This window comes from Bradyrhizobium sp. LHD-71 (genome assembly GCF_031157255.1).
Lineage (GTDB): Bacteria > Pseudomonadota > Alphaproteobacteria > Rhizobiales > Xanthobacteraceae > P52-10.
In genome coordinates this window covers 1-18,192 of the sequence record NZ_JAVIFX010000018.1, presented here as the reverse complement: position 1 = coordinate 18,192, position 18,192 = coordinate 1, and the positions used below count along the sequence as shown (strand labels likewise).

Below are 18,192 nucleotides of genomic sequence, written 5' to 3'. Positions count from 1 at the left end.
CGAGGCGGTGACCCAAGGGCGTGAGTGAATAATCCACTCCGTCGATCCAGCCGCGAAACACGAACAAGTGGCCGCTGCAGGATGGAGAACTTCAGAGAATACAAGTAAAAGTAGAAAACGGTATTCGCGAACGGACGGACTTAAGCGCACCCTTGCCACCGCGCGAGGCGACCGCAGTCCTGCCCAGAGCGCGGGTAACGCAAAAGGGGTTTCGTTCAGTCCGAACAAAAGGGGTCATCGAACTGCACGGGCCTGCCTCCGCCCTGCTGCGTCGCTCGCCGGGAACGAGATGGTTACAAAAATTCGACGAATAGTCAGTCGTTTGCCGACCCACATCGCCGACATCAAGGAGAATCCCCGATGGTTGCCGATGTTTACGTTGGGGCGCGTGATGCTGTTTCGCAAACTCGCATGGAGGTTGAATGCCCCACCCGCGCAGCTCGACCTTACGAACACGCTTTTCCCGGAAGTTGACACCGAGCAGGTCGCGGAACGGTTGCGGCGAGACGGTCTGTTTCAAGGCTTCAGGCTTCCCGCGGACATCAGCTCAGAAATCTCCTCGTTCGCCCGCCGCACGCCCTGTTTTGGCAATTTCGACCGCAAACTTGAACTGCTCGCCCGAGACCACCGCGCAGCCGAATTTGCGACCGGGAGGGCTATTCTGACCGGCCACTTCTTCGAGCGCGTGCTTGATTGTGAAGCGGCTCGTCGCCTGCAGCAGGATCCGCTCCTGCTGCAGATCGCCCAGAACTATCTGGGAGGCGAGGCGCGCGTCACCGCAACACGGTTATGGTGGAGCTTCCCGACCGAGAGGGCCAGCGACTACGACCTCCACTTCGCATCTCAGAACAGATTTCATTTCGATCTCGATGATTGGAGAATGATCAAATACTTCTTCTACATCGAGGCGGTTGACCAAGATTCCGGTCCGCATCTCTATGTCTTGGGCAGCCACCGGCAACGCCTCCTCCGTCACCAATTCACGCTGCTGGTCGGTCAGTCCTCGGAGGACATCGAGCGGATCTACGGCCGGGAAGCGATCGTCGAGCTGACGGGCGCCCAAGGTTTTGGTTTTGTCGAGGATCCCTTCGGATTCCACACCGGCTCGCTGGCAAGAAGCGGACCGCGGCTTGCCCTCGAAATCGCGTTCGGCGTCAGCGAAAAGCTGCATCGACGCTTCCACGGCGAACCGGTCGTTCGGTCATTGGATTGCTGAACGGGAAGAAGGAACGTCCGCCCGTAGCCCGATGCAAAACTCAGGATTTTCGCGACACATGCGGAGTGACTTTTCTCAGACTGCCCGCCGACCGATATAAAGACTTGTCATCATGTTGCGGACAACGCGATTTGCAAAGTCCTCGCGGGCAATGCGGCCAAGCTCGGCTAACACCGCCTCGCAGTCACGACGGGCCTTCACGTTCGAGTAAGTTGCATACAGCGCAACCGTCTGGTCGGAATCGAGAACCAGCGTCCATCGACTTGTCATCGCCTCCACCGCGTCGAATGCTCGGCTGCGCTTCAAGGCGTCAAGGCGAGCTTCGGCATCCAAGGCGAAGGGAATGCCCCTTTCCCCGGCTGAAGGGCTAGCGGGAGCCTCCAGCAGTTCCTTGGTCGCCTCGTGAAACGGATCGGGCCGGCTATCATCGCCAAACACGTTCCATACGGCGGCCCACCAGCCGCCGGGGCGAAGCAGGCGGGCGATCTTCGCGAGAGCGGCGTCTTCATCGAGCCAATGAAACGCGGTAGCGCTGACGCCGAAGTCGAAGGTCGCTTCTTCCAGCGCCGCGTCTTCGAAGGGCGCGACAACCACCTTCAACGCCTTGTCGGGGTTGTTCGCGCGCAGGAAATCGGCAAGGCGCCGGTCCGGCTCTATTGCCACCAGCGGGTCGGCGCCGATTTCGAGCAGCCGATGTGTGGCGGTCCCGGTGCCTGCCCCGATCTCGAAAACCGCAGAGTTGCGGCGCAAACCGCATTGTGAGTTGAGGGTGTCATATACCCATTCAGGATATTCGGGCCGCGCGGCGTGGTAGCCTCCGGGATTATCGCCGAAGGCCTGACGGCCAAACTCCTTGGCAAGTTTGCTCGTAGTTATATGCATCTTGCTGGCTCCTGCACCTTCGCAAAATTCCCAATTAAAATGCCAGTTCTGCGTCTGACTTCTACGACAGTCATGGTCCAAGTTCACCGGAACGGTGGCAGTCGAATAGACCACGATCATATCCTTGGGTTTGAGGTTGGGGCTGCCCCTGGCGTTAAGCCGAGGCAGCGATTTCCGCAGCGAAGTCGCGATAGGTGCGCAGCGGACGGCCCCTCCATGACCATCCTAAATTTGGAGTGCGACTGAATGGAAAAACATGCTGGAAAACATACGGTCTTCTTTCTGGCGACCGCCCGTGAAAGCTGCCATCCTCGCCCGAAGAAATGAGGACGCAGCAATGGAACCACCAAGATTGGTCGATCCCGAGCAACCCCTTCTGGACGGCTACGTCATCCGCCTTCCATTTCCGATGGCGCGCCGCGTCGAGGATGGTTCACTTGTCTTTTGGCATACGCCGAAAGGGTTGACCTTCTGGATCAGCGCCGGCGAACGCGACCACGCTACCGATCCGCTCGAAGATTGGAAGAGTAGCCGATCCACTGCGGCGCAAGATGAATGCGTCGAGCGTGCAGGCGCGTTGCTTCGTTACGGCTATCGTCTTGAAGAGGAAAGTGACGACGGTCGGCAGTCCGCTTTCTACGGATTTGTCGCCGAGGGACGAGCGGAATTCTCGATCGCAGCCTACTTCGACTCGCCGGAAACGATCGAGGATGTGCTGGAAACGTGGCGCAGCATTCGAGCGGCCAACTGACCGCCCGGACGCAACTGTGCCACCTGCTCTAGTCTATTTTCGGGAAAAGAGCTTCCCTGTGCCGGCCGGAAATGGGCTCGGCATATGCGCCGCTCGAAAAAAGTGAAGCGCGGCGTCTACTTTTCGCGCAATCGGCGGCAGATGGCGGAAGGGGTGGGACCACCTACCCGCCTCAGCAGGCCATTGAAATTCCGACGCAAAAACAGAGGTGTGTGCAGCGTCGTTGTAGCACTGATCTGTAGCAGCACCCACCAGCAGGCGCTGCTCACATCGCGAGTCGGCTCGCGTGCTGCGTCAGCAGTTCTTCCCACATCTCGAGTCACTGCCGCGCAACGGGCGGCGGAGACCACCTGCCCTCAAGAAACTCCGTGCGCGGGGAATAAAGGCGCATGAGGAGCGTGAACGGTGCTTTCGCGATCGGAAGCCAGTTGGCTTCTTTCTCTTGACCGGGACTGTCTGCCTGTATGTAGAGGTCGAGCGAACCATCTGGATTGGCGACGAGGTTGTCGCGATCGCCGATCGCTTGGCGCTTCAGTACGTTCGGGATCAAGTAGCCTTCCATGTCGTAGGCCGTCAGCGACCAGAACGCATCGACGGGCGGCAGCTTGCCCTTCTCGAAGCGCAACACGTACCTACTGTTGCCATCGAGCGGCCGACCTTCGCTGTCGCTCGAAAGAGCGGGATAGACCGCATCCTGTGGCAGATTTTCGCCTAGGCAGCACTGTGCGATTGCCGCACGGTACAAGTAGTCCGCGCCGTAGGCACCGCTGCGAAGCGTGTAGACCCATCCCTTGCCGCCGATGCCGGCGGCCTTTGTGCCCTCGGCAAGCACCAGCGCCCGTCCGTCGGCTAAGCCGCGCTCGAACGCTTGCCGGATGCTCTCCGGCGCCGCTGCGAGGTTGAAGCCGTGGCCAACCTGAAAGCCTACCCGCTCGAGACGGTGAAGGGTCGGGTAGTCCACCGAGTTCGGCGGATTGTCCTTGAGCAACTCTGCGAAACGGTTGAAGTACGTCGCGGCGTCGATCCTATCCACCAACATGGGCGGCGGCGTCTTCATGTCGATCGTCGGATCCACCTTGCCCCTCGGTGGCACGTAGGCCCCTCTGCCCCACGCGGAAAGCGGGGTCAGCCTGAAGCCGTCTTGTACTTTGTGGACGTTCGCGTAGTCAGCAGCACCGTTGGTCTGAGTGCGGCCGATGATCCACACATACCGGGTCGGGCTGCGGATGACCTCCAGCTCTGCTGGAGCGGCCCCACGCCACCGCGGTCCAACGACAAGAAAACTCCGCGCCGCGTTCTTGCCCGTGGTGCGCGTGCCGGGCACGGCGAACACATCAGACCACAGGCTCAGCATCGGGAGCAGGAAATAGCGGTCGGTTGCAGGGACCGAGAGCACCATCGGCTCAGCCTTGAGGTCGATAGTGGCGGCCGAGTACAGCGTATCGACGTTCTCTCGAATGACGATCTTGTCGTCGGGATTGGGGAAAGCGCGTGCATGGTGCATCTGGTTAGGCGGACCGAACGTATCCCCTTGCCGTGGCTCGGCGAAGTTGCTGAGCCGCTGCAACGTCGCATACGTCAACATCAGCGGATAGGCGTACACGTAGGCGTCCTTGGCGATCGCATAGGCTTCGTGCTCGGAAAGCGCTGCATGCTGTGTCGGACGGTTCACCGCCTTACGTTGATCTTGGCCCACTGCCGAGAGCGAGCTGGCAGTGGTAAGAATGGCCACAGCGCTCAGGGTGGCGAACCGTCTCTTGAGCATGCGGACCTCGCTACGATCAATAGAACGGCAACCCGCTGGCTATTTGTGTGCGTGTTGCAAGCCGTCGTCGCAGACGATCTCACGCGCGAGTGTTGGTGGGGTATAGGGGTTTACCCTATAGCGGAATAGGATTTCCCATAGGCAGAGAACGATCAGCGTCAGCCAGTGCATAAACAGGCCGAATGCCTGGAGCTTGAAGTCCATCGCGTGCACTCGCCTTAACCTTTGCTGTCCACTCGTTTGGCAGGCAATTTCTTTCTTGCCCGACCTTCAATCACTGCTCGAGGCCGACCGCCTTCGGCGGGTACTTCTTGAACGTCGCCTCCTCCGCCTTGAGTTCGGCAAGCATCGAAGCGAGCCAGGCGTTCATGCGGTGTCCGACTGGGTACCGCTCCTTGGGATCGACGTAAAGATTGAAGAGCCAGGGGGCTAAGCCCACGTTGCTGACGGTCGTCATGTCGATGTTCAGCCACTGCGCCTGTTCCTGCACGACCTTCGTCATGATCTTGTATCCGTACATGCGCATGGCCGCGAGATTCTGCTCGACCCAGATAAAGACCTTCTCACGTTTCGATTTTCCGTCATCGGCAAGCAGGAACGACGCCTGGTCGATGCCGTCGATATATCGATCGGTTGGAATTTTATCGAGCGCGCCACCGAAACGGATCGACGTATTGAAAAGATCCATCAGGTCGAAGAGGCCATTGCTTTCGCGGCCCGCCTTGATCACGCCCTTCCAGTACGCGATGCCCGGCACGCGTACGGCGCCCTCCCAGGGTGAGCCTTTGGCTCCGCGGAACGGCGTGTAGCCGCCGTCCGGCCACGCATCGAGCTGCGGGCCGTTGTCCGACGTGATGAAGACGAAGGTGTTGTCGGCAATTCCGGCGTCGTCGAGAGCCGCGACGATGTCGCCGATCAGCGCATCCACTTCGACGACATTGTCCTTGTATGGATACTTGGCCGTGCTTTTGCCGCGAAATGCTGTGCTCGGGTGATTGTCCGCATGGACCCGCATGAAGTTGTGCGCAATGAAAAATGGCTTCTCACCTCTTGCATTGCGTTTGATCTGATCGATTGTGAACTTCGCCAGCGTCTGATCGGCTTCCGCAAATTGTTCGATGCTGGTCGTCCGTTCGACAACCCGCTCGTCCTCGCTCTTGCGTCCGTAATACATGTCGATCTTTCCGCCGACCGTTTTGATGCGGGTCGCCATATCCGGGTCAAGAACGAGATCGGGATAGCGCCGGGCGTCGACCTGCTGGGTCAACTCTTTCTGCGATGCGTAGTACCCCTGGAATTCATCAAACCCGACCTCGAACGGACGCATGCTGTTCAGCTCGCCCGTGTGCCATTTCCCGGTCAGCACGGTGTGGTAGCCGGCGTCCGATAGAATTCTTGCGACACTCGTCTCGCCGGCCCAGGGATTCACGCGAACCCTGTCGCCGGCCAGAATAGGCCTCGTCAGGCCGGTGCGCACGGGAAGCCGACCGAGCATCATCGCCGAGCGGGTTGGCGTGCAGGTCGGCTGCGAGTAAGTGGAGGTCAGCTTGAGCCCTTCACGGGCAAGACGGTCGATGTTGGGGGTCGCCGCCCCAATGGCCTCACCGCCGCCGTAACAGCCCGGGTCCCCGTAACCCATGTCGTCAACCACAAGCCAAACAATGTTTGGCCGCTTCCCTGTCCTGGCAAAGAGCTCATCGAGCTTGCGTTGCGTATCTCGTTCCTGCGCCGGGAACGAAAGCGTCGGTTCGGAATGATCGTTCACTCTCACTGCGGCGCTGAGCGCCGAAGTTTGCGCATGCAGCGAGCCTGGATTGAACGTCAACACAGTTGCTAGAGCAGCGCTGGCCGCGAGCTTGGACCGATACATCTGCATCTTCCTCCGAACTGCTTTTGTCCAGTTTTGGAATCAGAGTTAGTCCTGCCACACCCAGCTGGGAGATCTGCTCACGATCTCGAGCCTTCCTCTCCGGGCCACAGGGGCGACTTCATGTCATTTTCACTTCGACTCTCTTGATCTTGCCGTCGAACTTGAACGGCCTGCGGTCGAAGTAGTCCAGCGAGACCGGTGAGCCCAAATCGACTCCGACATCGAAAGTCTCGCTGGCAGTGAACGCGACAGGAACGGTACGCCTCACGAGACCACGCGCAACTTCCCTACCATCGACCGAAACGATCACAGTCGCCGGCGCACCTGGCCTGTCGATCGCGGTGCCCACCTCGATCCGGTGGTGCCCGGCGGCGAGCTTGCCCGTGGCGCGCACGGACGTCCGCTCGATGATCATCATGTTGTATTCGTAGACGAGTTCGCCTTTGTCCATGAAAAGCGTCAGTCCGCCGGACGCGCCACCGAGCGCATAGAGAACGCCGGAGGCGCTTTCGCCCAAATCCGCCTCTACGGTCACATGGCTGCTCTCTCGCCCGATTCCCGGCGCGGTGAACTCCGGCATTCGAGTGATCGTGGCATCGAACACCCAACTTGTGTACGGCGTTTTGATGCGGTCTTCGGGATGCGTGCGCAACCACAGGCCGGCGCCGACCGGAAACACCTTGTTGGCCTTCGCCTCTGTCAGGAATAGCTCCTTTAGTTCGGCGAGCTTGTCAGGATTTTTCGTCGCGAGATCGTCGGCCTGAGAAAAATCTCTGCGCAGGTCATACAGCTCCCACACGTCCTTGTTGGCGTCCCAATTGTTCACCCGTGCGGTCGAGCCCGGTGTATCCCAGGGGATGAATGGCCCGAACGTGCCGGCGTACCACCCGTCGTGGTAAATGCCGCGGCTCGCGTTATTCTCGAAATACTGCGTACGCTTGTGAGTGGGGGCAGTGCCGTCGGCGAACGTGTAGACCATGCTGGTGCCGTCGATCGGGTCTTGCTGAAACCCATCCACAATCTTGGGCGGCGTGATGCCGAGAATTTCGTAGAGCGTCGGCGCGATGTCGTTGATGTGGTGGAATTGTGTGCGCGGCGTCCTGTCGGCCCTGATCCGCGCCGGCCACGAGACTGCCATCGGATTGCGCGTCCCGCCGAAGTGGGAAGCGACCAGCTTTGTGTGCTGAAACGGCGTGTTGCCGGCCCACGCCCATCCGGCATGATACATGTTGTCGACCTTGGGACCGCCGAGGACGTCGAGCCCACCAAGATCGTTCAAAGCAGCAAGTTGCTGTTCGATGGTGTTCGCAATGTTATTTTGCGCCAGCAGCTCGCTGATGCTGCCGCGCTGGCCCTCCGCGCTGGAGCCGTTGTCGCCGAAAATATAGAACACGAGCGTATTTTCGCGAATGCCCAGCTGTTCCAGCTCGTCAACAACCTTGCCGGCTTGCGCGTCTATGTGTTCGACGAAGCCGGCAAACACCTCCATCAGCCGCCGCTGAAAAGGCCGTTCTCCTTCGGGGATGCTGTCCCAGGCCGCCATCGTATCCGCGCGTGGCGTGAGCTTCGCATCAGCCGGAATCAACCCAAACTCTTGCTGACGCTTGAACGTCCGCTCGCGCAGAACATCCCATCCGTCGTCAAACCTGCCTTTGTATTTATCGGCCCACGCCTTGAAAATATGATGCGGGCCGTGCCCGGCACCCGGTGCCCAGTACATCAGAAAAGGCTTGTCCGGAGCGTAGGCGCGACGCTTGCGTAGCCAGGAAATGGCCTTGTCGGCGAGGTCCTCGCTGAGGTGGTATTTCTCGTCGCGCGGGGGCTCGACTGGATTGAAATTCTCGACAAGCCGCGGCTCCCATTGCGAGGTCTCGCCCGACAGGAAGCCGTAGAAGTAGTCGAAGCCAATTCCTTCGCCCGTCGGCCACAGCGTGAACGACCCCATGGCCGTCGTCTGGGTCGCCGGCGTGTTGTGCCATTTACCGAACGCGGCCGTGTTGTATCCGTACGCCCCCAACACCTTTGCGATCGTCGCCGATGTGCGTGGAATGACACCGGTGTAACCATCCCAGTCAACCGCGCGTTCGGCGATGGTTCCCGAGCCGACACGGTGGTGATTCCGTCCAGTCAGTAACGAGGCTCTGGTCGGAGAGCAGATCGACGTGGTGTGGAACGCGTTATACGCGATCCCTTCGTTCAAAATGCGCGTGAACGTAGGCGTGTGAACCGGCCCTCCGAAAGTGTCCGGCACGCCGAAGCCGACATCGTCCAGCAGAATGATCAGGATATTGGGCGCATCCTCGGATAGATGATGTGGCTCGGGACGACGCTGGTGTGTTGATTCCTGCAAAGTCGGCCCGGCAACGCTTGCCGACGGTGACGGAGGGAAAGGCAAGGTCGAACTGTCGGCAGCGGGCTGCGACCTAACGGGCCGCCCAGCCACTGCCAGCGCAGTCGCGGCCGCACCGGCCTTCAAGACTGTACGTCGCGATTGATCGACCATCCATGCTCCCTGTCTGCCGCCGCTTTACAATCTTCTGCAATCTGCGACGGGAACTCAGCTCGCTGACGCGAAGTCCGACAACTTGAAGGCCTTGCGGTTGAAGGCCTCGGTCGGTCCGTAGAAGCGCATCAGACCATCTCATCGACGTCGATATCGTGCGATCAGGTGTTCACCTGGGAACGCGTTCGAGGATCTCCCCAAAAGCGCCGAACTTCTGGTTCGGCTGAGTCCGGTGATCGGCGCCGCGCGTGATGGCCACGGGATGGCGGGTTTGAAAGCGGCTAAAGAGCGATCCTCGGGCAATCGGGATCAACGTCCTGAGCTACTCATGCGCGCCCGCGAACGCCGTGTGCATCTGGTGCAGCTTCGCCTCGTCTTCAGGACTGAGATTGAGCGGTCCAAGCGCGACGTCGATCCGGTCAATCGTTCCCGTGAACGAAAAAGGCGGCTTGTAGGTATCGGTCACCGGGGAGCCTGTATCGGACCCAACGCCGAACGTATCGATACCAAAACGTCCTGCAACCGTGTGCTCGATCCGCGCCCGGCCGGCCGCCTTGCCGTTGATGCCGATGACGACCTCTCCGCCCTTGCCGAGACCGCCGCCGTCATACGCGAACTCCATCACCACGGTCGATTTTCCTGTCGGAAGCGCGATCGACGAAACGAGATTGGTGCGCTCGCGGTCGAACCAGTTGTAGTGGTAGGCGAGCTTGCCGTTCTGCACATACAGCGAATAACCGGCCGAGGCGCCCCCGGCGGCAAGAATGACCCCCTCGCCTCCTTTCGCGGGCATGTTGATCACCGCGCTGATCCGGTGCGAGCGATTCTTGGTATTGGGAGCCGCTGTCTCCGGCAGCCGCGACGCGCCTGCGTAGTAAGTGAAGTTCGTCCGCTTCGGGTCCGATCCTCCCGGCGACGGCTTCGGTACAGCCAGGCGGCCGGCACCGCGATCATCCAGCGGATAGACGTTTCTCTTCTTCGCCTCTTCGTCGAATAATTTCTTCAGTTCCGCGAGCTTGCCTGGATGTTTGGCAGCAAGGTCGTTTGCCTCGCTGAAATCCTCATCAAGATTGTAAAGCTCCCACTTGTCGTTTTCCCAATGACCCGGCGCCAGATCCTGTCGCCATGGGAGCGTGTGCTGGGCGCAGGCAATCCAGCCGCTGTCGTAAATGGCCCGGTTGGTGAACACCTCGAAATACTGCCGCTGACGCACAGGCCTGGCGTGCGGGTCGTCGAACGTACTGGCAATCGAGACGCCATCCATCGGCTTCTGCTCGATCCCCTCGACGCTTCCGGGCGCCGGCAGCTTCGCCACATCGAGTATGGTCGGGACGATATCAATGAGATGGGTAAACTGATCGCGGATCGTGCCGACACCCTTGATGCGTGCCGGCCACGACACCACCATCGGATTGCGCGATCCACCCAGGTGCGACGCGACCTGCTTGACCCATTGAAACGGCGCGTTGCCGGCCCACGCCCATCCGAGGGGATAATGGGGCTCGGTGTCGAGATCACCGATCCTGTCGAGCATTTTCAGATTGTCTTCCAGACGCGACTGCACGCCGTTGAGATTCATCACCTCGTTGACGGTTCCAGTCATGCCGCCCTCGGAACTCGCCCCGTTGTCACCGACGATGTAGAAAATCAGTGTATTGTGGGCGTCGGGCAGCTCCCAGATTGCGTCGATCAATCGGCCGCATTCTGCGTCGGTGAACGCGAGGTATCCCGCGAAGTTCTCCATGAAGCGCGCATAAAGGCGCTTTTCGTCACTCGTCAGGCTATCCCACGGCTTGACCCATTCCGGCCTCGGCGTGAGCTTCGTGTCCTTGGGAATGATGCCCAGCTTGAGTTGGCGCTCGTAGGTCGCCTGCCGTACCGTGTCCCAGCCGGCGTCGAATTGCCCCTTGAACTTCTCGCGCCACTCCTTCGGCGCGTGGTGCGGCGCGTGTGCGGCTCCAGGCGCGAAATAGAGCAGCACCGGCTTCTGCGGCGCGACGGACTTGTTGTACCGGAGCCAATTGATGGCTTTGTCCGTCATGTCCGTCATGAGGTGATACCCCTCTTCCGGGCTTCTGGCGGGCTCGACGGCGGTCGTGTTCTCGAACAGCACCGGGTAGTATTGGTGGGTCTCGCCACCGATAAACCCGTAAAAGTGATCAAAGCCCAGCCCCTGTGGCCACCGATCGAACGGGCCGGCAACACTGCTTTCCCAGTCGGGAGTGTTGTGGTTCTTGCCGAACCACGAGGTGGCATAGCCGTTGTACTTCAGGATCGACCCGACCGTGGCGACGCTGCGCGGGATCATGTTGTTGTAGCTTGGGAAACCCGTCGCCCATTCCGCCAGAAAACCGGCGCCCGCGTTGTGATGGTTGCGGCCGGTGATCAATGCCGCGCGCGATGGTCCACAGATGGCCGTCGTGTGAAAGCGGTTATAGCGCAACCCCCGGGCGGCCAACTGATCGAGATGTGGCGTCGGTACCGGCCCGCCGAACGTCGAGACCTGCCCGAACCCCACGTCGTCGAGCAAGATGATGACGACGTTCGGTGCACCGTCGGGAGGCGCAGGGAGTTTCGGCCATTCGGCTTGGGAGTCCTGGTACGTTGTTCCGATCTTGCCCCCAAAGGGGTGCTGCGGCATTGGAAGCTTGGTGCGGTCGAATTGCTCTGTTCTCTGCTCACGACCCATACCGAAGTCCTTCCCTGTTCTTCATTTCGTGCGGCGCAATCCGCCCCTGATTATGCGTTGGCACGTTCTTCGCGTTCGGATCCGACGCTTGTCAGGCGGCAACTGACAATTGCCCGAGCTCGATCACGACCTTTCCGATCTTGCCGGTGAACGCGAATGGCAGTTCGTAGGTGAAGTCCACTGGCGATCCGATATCCATGCCGATATCGAGGCCTTCACCCAACGAAAACTGAATGGGAATCGTGCGCTCCAGTCTGCCATCGGCGATCTTCTTGTCGTCGGCGCTCATGGTAATCTGGCCGCCCTTGCCCATGCCGCCGCCGTCATACTTGAAATCGACAACGAGCATCGCTTTTCCGGGTGGCAGCGGATCATTCGCCCGGAAGGTCGCGCGATCGACGCCCAGGAAGTTGTAGACGAAGACGGGTTTTCCCTCCTGCAGGTAGAGTCCATAGCCGCCTTCAAGGCCACCATGCGTTACGATCATTCCCTCGGCCTTGCCTTCGAGCACTTCGATGTCCGCGGTAATCGTCCAGGACTTGTTGCACATCGGGGGAGATGCGGCGTCCGGCAGGCCGATTGTGCCGGGATAGTAGGTCATCTTGTTGCGACCTCTGACGAGGCTCGGCCGCCCCATCAGCTCGGCGTTCATACGGACCGTTGCCCGCCAATCCAGCGGCAGCACGTTGTACTTCGCCGCTTCGACCCACCACATGTCCTGCAGTTGCCTGAGTTTCTCAGGAAACTTTGTGGCGAGATCATTCGCTTGCGAGAAATCCTCGTCGATCTTGTAGAGCTCCCACGGCGCCTTATCGGGGTCCCATTCGCCGCGGTTCGGATCCCACGGGACGAACGACGGCGATGACGCCATCCAGCCATCGTGATAGAGGCCGCGATTGCAGCCGAGCTCGAAATACTGGGTCTTGCGGCGGCTCTCGGCGCTTCCGTCTTCAAGCGTGGCAGCGAAGCTGAGGCCTTCAATCGGCTTCTGTTTGATTCCGTTGAGGTCTGTCGGCGCCGTGACGCCGCACAACTCGTAGATTGTCGGCACGATATCGATCGTGTGCAGAAACTGCGTTCTGAGCCCCCCCTTGTCCTTGATGCGTGCCGGCCAGGAGATGATCATCGGATTGCGGGTGCCGCCGAAATGACTTGCGACCTGCTTCGTCCACTGGAACGGTGCATTCATTGCGTGCGCCCACGCGGACGGGAAATGATTGAAGTGCTTCGGCCCGCCGAGCTCATCGATGGCCTTGATGTTGTCCTGCCATTTTTCCGAGAACCCGTTGAAGAACATGTTCTCACAAAGCGATCCTTCCAATCCTCCCTCCGCACTCGCCCCGTTGTCGCCGGCGATGTAGATAATCAGGGTGTTGTCGGCGCCGGGCAGCTGCTTGCAGGCTTCAACGACGCGGCCAAGTTCGTAGTCGCAATGTGCGGCATAGCCGGCAAACACTTCCATCATCCGCGCATAAAGCCGCTTCTGATCAGCGTTCAGCGAATCCCACGCCAGAAGCCCCCTGGAGCGGGCCGTCAGCTTCGTGTCGCTCGGGACGACGCCGAGCTTCTTTTGGCGAGCCAGCGTCTCCTCGCGATACTTGTCCCACCCGCCGTCGAACTGTCCCTTGAACTTCGCGATCCATTCGTTCGGTGTGTGGTGTGGTGCATGCGTCGCACCGGTCGCCACGTAGAGAAAGTAGGGTTTGTCGGGTGCGATGGATTTGGCCTGCTGCACCCAGGCAATCGACTTGTCGGCGATGTCGGTCGTCAGATGATAGTCAGGATCGGTGGAGGCGGGCACGAGATTGCGGTTCTCGTACAGAATTGGATTCCAGTGGTTCATGTCCCCGGCGTTGAAGCCGTAGAAGTAGTCGAAGCCAAGGCCGTTGGCCCAGCGATCGAACGGACCGGCTGCACTCGTCTCCCAGGCGGGGGTGTTGTGGTTCTTGCCGATCCACGCGGTCGCGTATCCGTTCTGGCGCAAGACCTCGCCGACCGTGCCGCAACTTCGCGGCAGGATGCAGGTATAGCCGTCGTAACCGGTTGCAAGCTCGGTAATACCGGCAAACGACGTTGAATGGTGATTGCGCCCGGTGATCAGCGCGGCGCGCGTCGGACTACAAAGTGCCGTCGTGTGGAAATGATTGTACCTAAGGCCCTCGGCCGCGAGCTTGTCCATGGTGGGTGATGGAATGCCCCCACCGAACGTACCGTACTGGCCAAAGCCGCAATCGTCGATGAGTATCAGCAAGATGTTGGGCGCGCCTTTTGGCGCCTCGATCGGCTGAGGAAACTGCGCCGCATCGGATTCAAGGTAGGTGCGGCCTACTTCGCCCGGGAAATGAAAGTCCGGGCGCGGCAGCACGCTCGGCGTCCCTGGAAGCACTGCGTCAGAGTGAGTCGGCGAGGACTTCGCAGGACTGGCCATTTTCAACCTCCCGCACGAGCAACTGCGCAAGTGCTGCCGTGGACGTTCGTCGGCGGCCGTGCATCGCGGACGAATAAAGTATAGTCGCGCCAACACCGCTCCCTCGCCCATTAGGCAATTGCCTAAAAGCGCCTCGGGGTTTTACCCGAAAAGGAATGTCGTGATTCCGGCATGTCCGCGACTGTTGGCCCGCGATGGGTCAAAACTCGAAGAACTCAGTATGAAAAGCTCAGTATAACGACTCCGCTTTCGAGCGCGTCGCGACCAGTTGAGCATGGCTGCAAAACCGTGATTCAAGCTTCCAATTCTGGTCGCACTTCCTTTTCCGACTGCGCAGCCGACTTCGTAGCGACGCTGAACCTTACGCTACGGTTTGCCTAGGCTGGTGCCGATGCTGGCGCATCGATGTCCGCTTAGCCCTCGAAGCGAACGTCAGCGGCGCTGATTGGCATATCCGTTTCAGTGACGGACAAATGAACTTGCCATCGGTGTTGCCGAAGCGCCTAGCCAAGCGGCCGAAATACGATCGCTCGAAGCTGTAGCTATTCGTGCACCGTCGCGCTCACATGCAAGGAGTAAAGCTTGTGACCGGATTCGTCCAATACCTCCATGCACCAGTCGCTTCCGAGCAACAGCTTCCCATCCAGACCCCTGAGCGACTGACCGGCCGAGATCGTCGCCTCGTGCCACGCCTCACGACAGCCCAACAGTACCTCGCCTACGTCGTCTACGTGGCGTTCTGTGCCATTGTAGACATTGAAGAAGTATCTAGGCATGCAAGATGAATGCTGGGTAATTGAAGGTGGCATAAAAATCTGCTGTTCACGTAGTGTCAGGCGAGCTTGGAAATACCGCGAGACGAGATGGAAGATCGTCCTCGGATACCGGGACGGCTTGATCAGAGCATCAAGAGCCCGGTAACCGTGACCAGCAAGGTTTTTTCAACCTTATCTAAAACACTGACTTGCAATTGGCGCTTGATCATTCAATTTTTGAGGAGCTTTCGAAAGAAAGCATGTGGAACTTCTTGGCGGTGTCCCGTGAAAGGACGCCGCCTTTTCTTTGTCAGTGCCATTAAAACTAGGAAGCTCCTCGGGGTATTTCGACGCTGGTGTTTCGTGCATCTGGGCCACCCTCTTGCGTCAGATGAAGTCAGAGCCTGCGCTGCACCCCGGCGATGGCGCTCGGGATCGTTGATCGCGTTTGGATGATGGGCGATCTCGCTGACGCGGCGCTAGCAACGCCATCGGTTGCGCCACCTGAGCCGACTGCGCCTGAGCGGTAATCATTGGGGGCAAACATAGGTGAGGCTCCCACCTACGCAAAAAAAGTGCCCTGCTAAACTATAAGTTTGTACGGGAAATCAAACCTAACTAACTGATATTTCAGTGGCAATATGAGTGGCGGAAGGGGTGGGATTCGAACCCACGGTGCCCTTGCGGGCACGCCGGTTTTCAAGACCGGTGCCTTAAACCACTCGGCCACCCTTCCCTGTCGCTTGCGCTTCTAGCAGATGGCGGCACAGAACAGGAATGCCGTCATGGGCTGCCCATGACCGCCGGCTGTGTATGCACTGCGGTGCAATCCGTCAACGGACCTGGGTACGGAGCCCAGCGCGACAAGCAACATCGCTGCATGACCGTCGGAACCCTCGTGTGACGATCCGCCAAACCGCGATCTGTCGTAAAGAAACCCCGCCGAGGCTATTCGGCGGGGTTTTGGAGATACTCTGCGTCGAGAGGTCCAGTCGCAGGCTTTCTGAATTCTCACCGGCCCCAGAAGAAGCCGTTGAACCGGTAGTTCAAGCCGATTTTTGCAGTGTGGATGCCGTCGAACGAGTGATTGAAGCAGAATGGTCCGCCGCCAACGACGGCCCCACTCGCGAGCGTTGCCGTGCCGCAGCTCCCAAGCGACTCATCGAGGCCGATGAACATGTATTCGCCTTTGAGGCTCCAGTTCGGCGCGAACGCCCACTCGATGCCGCCACCGACTGTCCAGGTCGTGATCGTCTCTGTCGCCCCGGTCGAAATCAGCCAGTTGCCGCACCCGATTGCTGTGGCTGTGCATGTGTCGACCACTGACGAGCGCGCCTCGAGGAAAGCCGCGCCGCCCTTCACGTAGATCATCGTCCGATCCCAGGCATAGCCCAGCCGTCCGGTGACCATCGCGTACCAGTCGCCGATGCCCGCGCTTCCGAGCACGTCGGGTGTCACGGCAACCAGGTTCGGCGCCCGCAGCGGGTCAAAAGCCGATCCGTCGTGGCTCAGGTATCCGCCTTCACCCTCGATGCCAAGAACGAACGGCGACCCCGGGGTTTGCCAATTACATCCCAAGGTGCCGCCGCCGATGAAGCTGGTGTCGTGACTGACACCCCACGCGTGAGGATTCTCCAGCCGGCCTGCCACGAACCCCCCGGAGTATGAGCGGAAGTTTGCGTTACCGAGGTCATTGAAGCTTGGGTCGTCGGCAGACACGGCGGCTCCGGCGAACCCGCCGATGTAACAGCCGCTCCAGGTGAACGGTGGCGGCGCGGGTGGAGGAGGAGCTTTCACGGGCATCCTCATATCGGCGGCTCCAGCCGCCCCGATCGCACCAAGCGCACAGAAAGCAATAGTGAAGGACCTGATGGCGCAGCTTCGCATGTCGCCCTCCCTTAGCGCCCTTTCGCCGAGAACGCTCTATGCACCAATGTACGCTTTCCTCCTGTTAATTTGGTTGCCGGAAGGTCACACCGGAGCAGCAAAATCAATTCTCTGGGCCTTGCCCGGCGGCAAGGGCAGATAGCGATGTATTGCGATGCACTCCGACAACGGGCCCTGCGCGATGCCTTCGCCCATCGTGACAGGCCATACGGCTGCATGACTGTCGGAACCGTCGCGCGGCAATCCCACGGTCGATTTTCTGTTACCGTAAGACGCTCAATCAAAACAAGAAAACGGGGCATTTATGACGACATGGCTTCGGCGTTTCGCCAGCGCGGGCATCGCGCTCTCGCTTGTCCTTTCAGGGACCGCGCTTGCGCAGGATTATCCAAGCCGCCCGATCACTCTCAGCATTCCGTGGGTCGCAGGCGGTCCGACCGACATCGTGCTGCGCGCGGTCGCTGAGGCGGCGCAGAAGCATCTCGGCCAGCCGATCATTGTGGAGAACCGCGCCGGTGGCGGCGGGTCGGTCGGGCCGGCGCAGATGGCGGCCACCGCAAAGCCCGACGGTTACACGATCTCGCAGATGCCGGACGCGGTGTACCGCGTGCAGCTCACCCAGAAGACGACTTATGATTCACAGGCCGACTTCACCTATATCGTCGCCCTCACCGGCTATGCCTATGGCGTGACCGTGCCCACCGACTCGCCGTTCAAGAGCTGGCAGGACGTAGTCGCCTACGCCAAAGAACATCCAGGCAAGCTCAACTTCGGCTCCCCGGGCGCTGCGAGCACGCCGCACATGGGCATGGAGCGGATCCAGAAGCAGCTCGGCATCAGGCTGGTCCACGTACCGTTCAAGGGGGCGGCCGAAGTCAACGTGGCGGTCGCCGGAGGACACGTGATGCTCGGTGCGTCCGGCACGAGCGCCAAGTCATTGGCCGATGCCGGCAAGCTCCGCTTCCTGAACATCTGGACGCCGCACCGGCTGAAAACGCTCCCGGACGTCCCAACCTTGCGCGAACTTGGCATCCCCTTCGAGATCGAGGGCCCGATCGGTCTTGCGGGGCCAAAGGGCATGGATCCGAAAATCGTGAAGATCCTGCACGACGCGTTCAGGAAGACGCTCGACGATCCGAAAGTGCTGGAGGTTCTCGCCAGGATGGATCTCGTCCCGGCCTACAAGAACGGCGCAGACTACAAGGCGATGCTCGCCGAAACGATGGAGATCGAGCGCGGCATCCTGACTGATCTCGGCCTCGTGAAGAAGGATTGATGCCGAGCGCGTGATGCGGCGCCTTTGTTCGGCGCAAGAAGCACGCCGTCATTGCTATAGATGTTCACTAAATCGGTGATTGGATCGCGGTGGTCTTGGTAGCGGCGAATGCCTTTGGGGTTTGTCCTGCGAGGGCCTGATGAGGCCTGTGATTGTTGTAGTAGATCAGG

The 18,192-nt window shown here is 60.0% G+C and carries 11 protein-coding genes and 1 tRNA gene; 3 read left to right on the top strand and 9 right to left on the bottom strand.

The window, feature by feature from the left end; genetic code table 11:
* Positions 1-67 precede the first annotated feature (67 nt).
* Complete coding sequence (locus RCO31_RS19995; protein WP_308970225.1) at positions 68-1,216, top strand: hypothetical protein; 1,149 nt, start codon at positions 68-70, stop codon at positions 1,214-1,216.
* A gap of 75 nt (positions 1,217-1,291) precedes the next feature.
* Here the strand turns inward: RCO31_RS19995 and RCO31_RS19990 are convergent, their stop codons facing one another.
* Positions 1,292-2,212: a class I SAM-dependent methyltransferase gene (locus tag RCO31_RS19990; RefSeq protein ID WP_308970224.1), complete on the bottom strand. Its 921-nt coding sequence runs from the start codon at positions 2,210-2,212 to the stop codon at positions 1,292-1,294.
* A gap of 223 nt (positions 2,213-2,435) precedes the next feature.
* Between RCO31_RS19990 and RCO31_RS19985 the strand changes: the two genes are divergently transcribed.
* On the top strand, positions 2,436-2,849 hold the full coding sequence (locus RCO31_RS19985) for a hypothetical protein (RefSeq protein ID WP_308970223.1): 414 nt from the start codon (positions 2,436-2,438) through the stop codon (positions 2,847-2,849).
* A gap of 319 nt (positions 2,850-3,168) precedes the next feature.
* On the opposite strand, the gene RCO31_RS19980 is transcribed toward RCO31_RS19985, so the two are convergent.
* From RCO31_RS19980 to RCO31_RS19950, 8 genes are all read right to left on the bottom strand, one after another.
* Entirely contained in the window at positions 3,169-4,614 is a 1,446-nt protein-coding gene (locus RCO31_RS19980) for a DUF1254 domain-containing protein (RefSeq protein ID WP_308970222.1), read from the bottom strand.
* Positions 4,615-4,888: 274 nt separating this feature from the next.
* On the bottom strand, positions 4,889-6,484 hold the full coding sequence (locus tag RCO31_RS19975) for an arylsulfatase (RefSeq protein ID WP_308970221.1): 1,596 nt from the start codon (positions 6,482-6,484) through the stop codon (positions 4,889-4,891).
* 118 nt (positions 6,485-6,602) lie between these two features.
* Entirely contained in the window at positions 6,603-8,987 is a 2,385-nt protein-coding gene (locus RCO31_RS19970) for an arylsulfatase (RefSeq protein WP_308970220.1), read from the bottom strand.
* 322 nt (positions 8,988-9,309) lie between these two features.
* Positions 9,310-11,628 carry an arylsulfatase gene (locus RCO31_RS19965; RefSeq protein ID WP_308970219.1) on the bottom strand — a complete coding sequence of 773 codons (2,319 nt, stop codon included), beginning with the start codon at positions 11,626-11,628 and terminating at the stop codon, positions 9,310-9,312.
* Between the two features lie 139 nt (positions 11,629-11,767).
* Positions 11,768-14,104 carry an arylsulfatase gene (locus tag RCO31_RS19960; RefSeq protein WP_308970218.1) on the bottom strand — a complete coding sequence of 779 codons (2,337 nt, stop codon included), beginning with the start codon at positions 14,102-14,104 and terminating at the stop codon, positions 11,768-11,770.
* Positions 14,105-14,646: 542 nt separating this feature from the next.
* Positions 14,647-14,880, bottom strand: coding sequence for a hypothetical protein (locus RCO31_RS34775; RefSeq protein WP_374991511.1), 234 nt, complete (start codon positions 14,878-14,880; stop codon positions 14,647-14,649).
* A gap of 625 nt (positions 14,881-15,505) precedes the next feature.
* Positions 15,506-15,595, bottom strand: a tRNA-Ser gene (locus tag RCO31_RS19955).
* 275 nt (positions 15,596-15,870) lie between these two features.
* Positions 15,871-16,656: an outer membrane beta-barrel protein gene (locus RCO31_RS19950; RefSeq protein ID WP_308970217.1), complete on the bottom strand. Its 786-nt coding sequence runs from the start codon at positions 16,654-16,656 to the stop codon at positions 15,871-15,873.
* A gap of 394 nt (positions 16,657-17,050) precedes the next feature.
* Here RCO31_RS19950 and RCO31_RS19945 point away from each other — a divergent pair, with 394 nt between their 5' ends.
* Positions 17,051-18,022, top strand: a complete 972-nt coding sequence (locus RCO31_RS19945) for a tripartite tricarboxylate transporter substrate binding protein (RefSeq protein ID WP_308970216.1) — start codon at positions 17,051-17,053, stop codon at positions 18,020-18,022.
* Positions 18,023-18,192 lie beyond the last annotated feature (170 nt).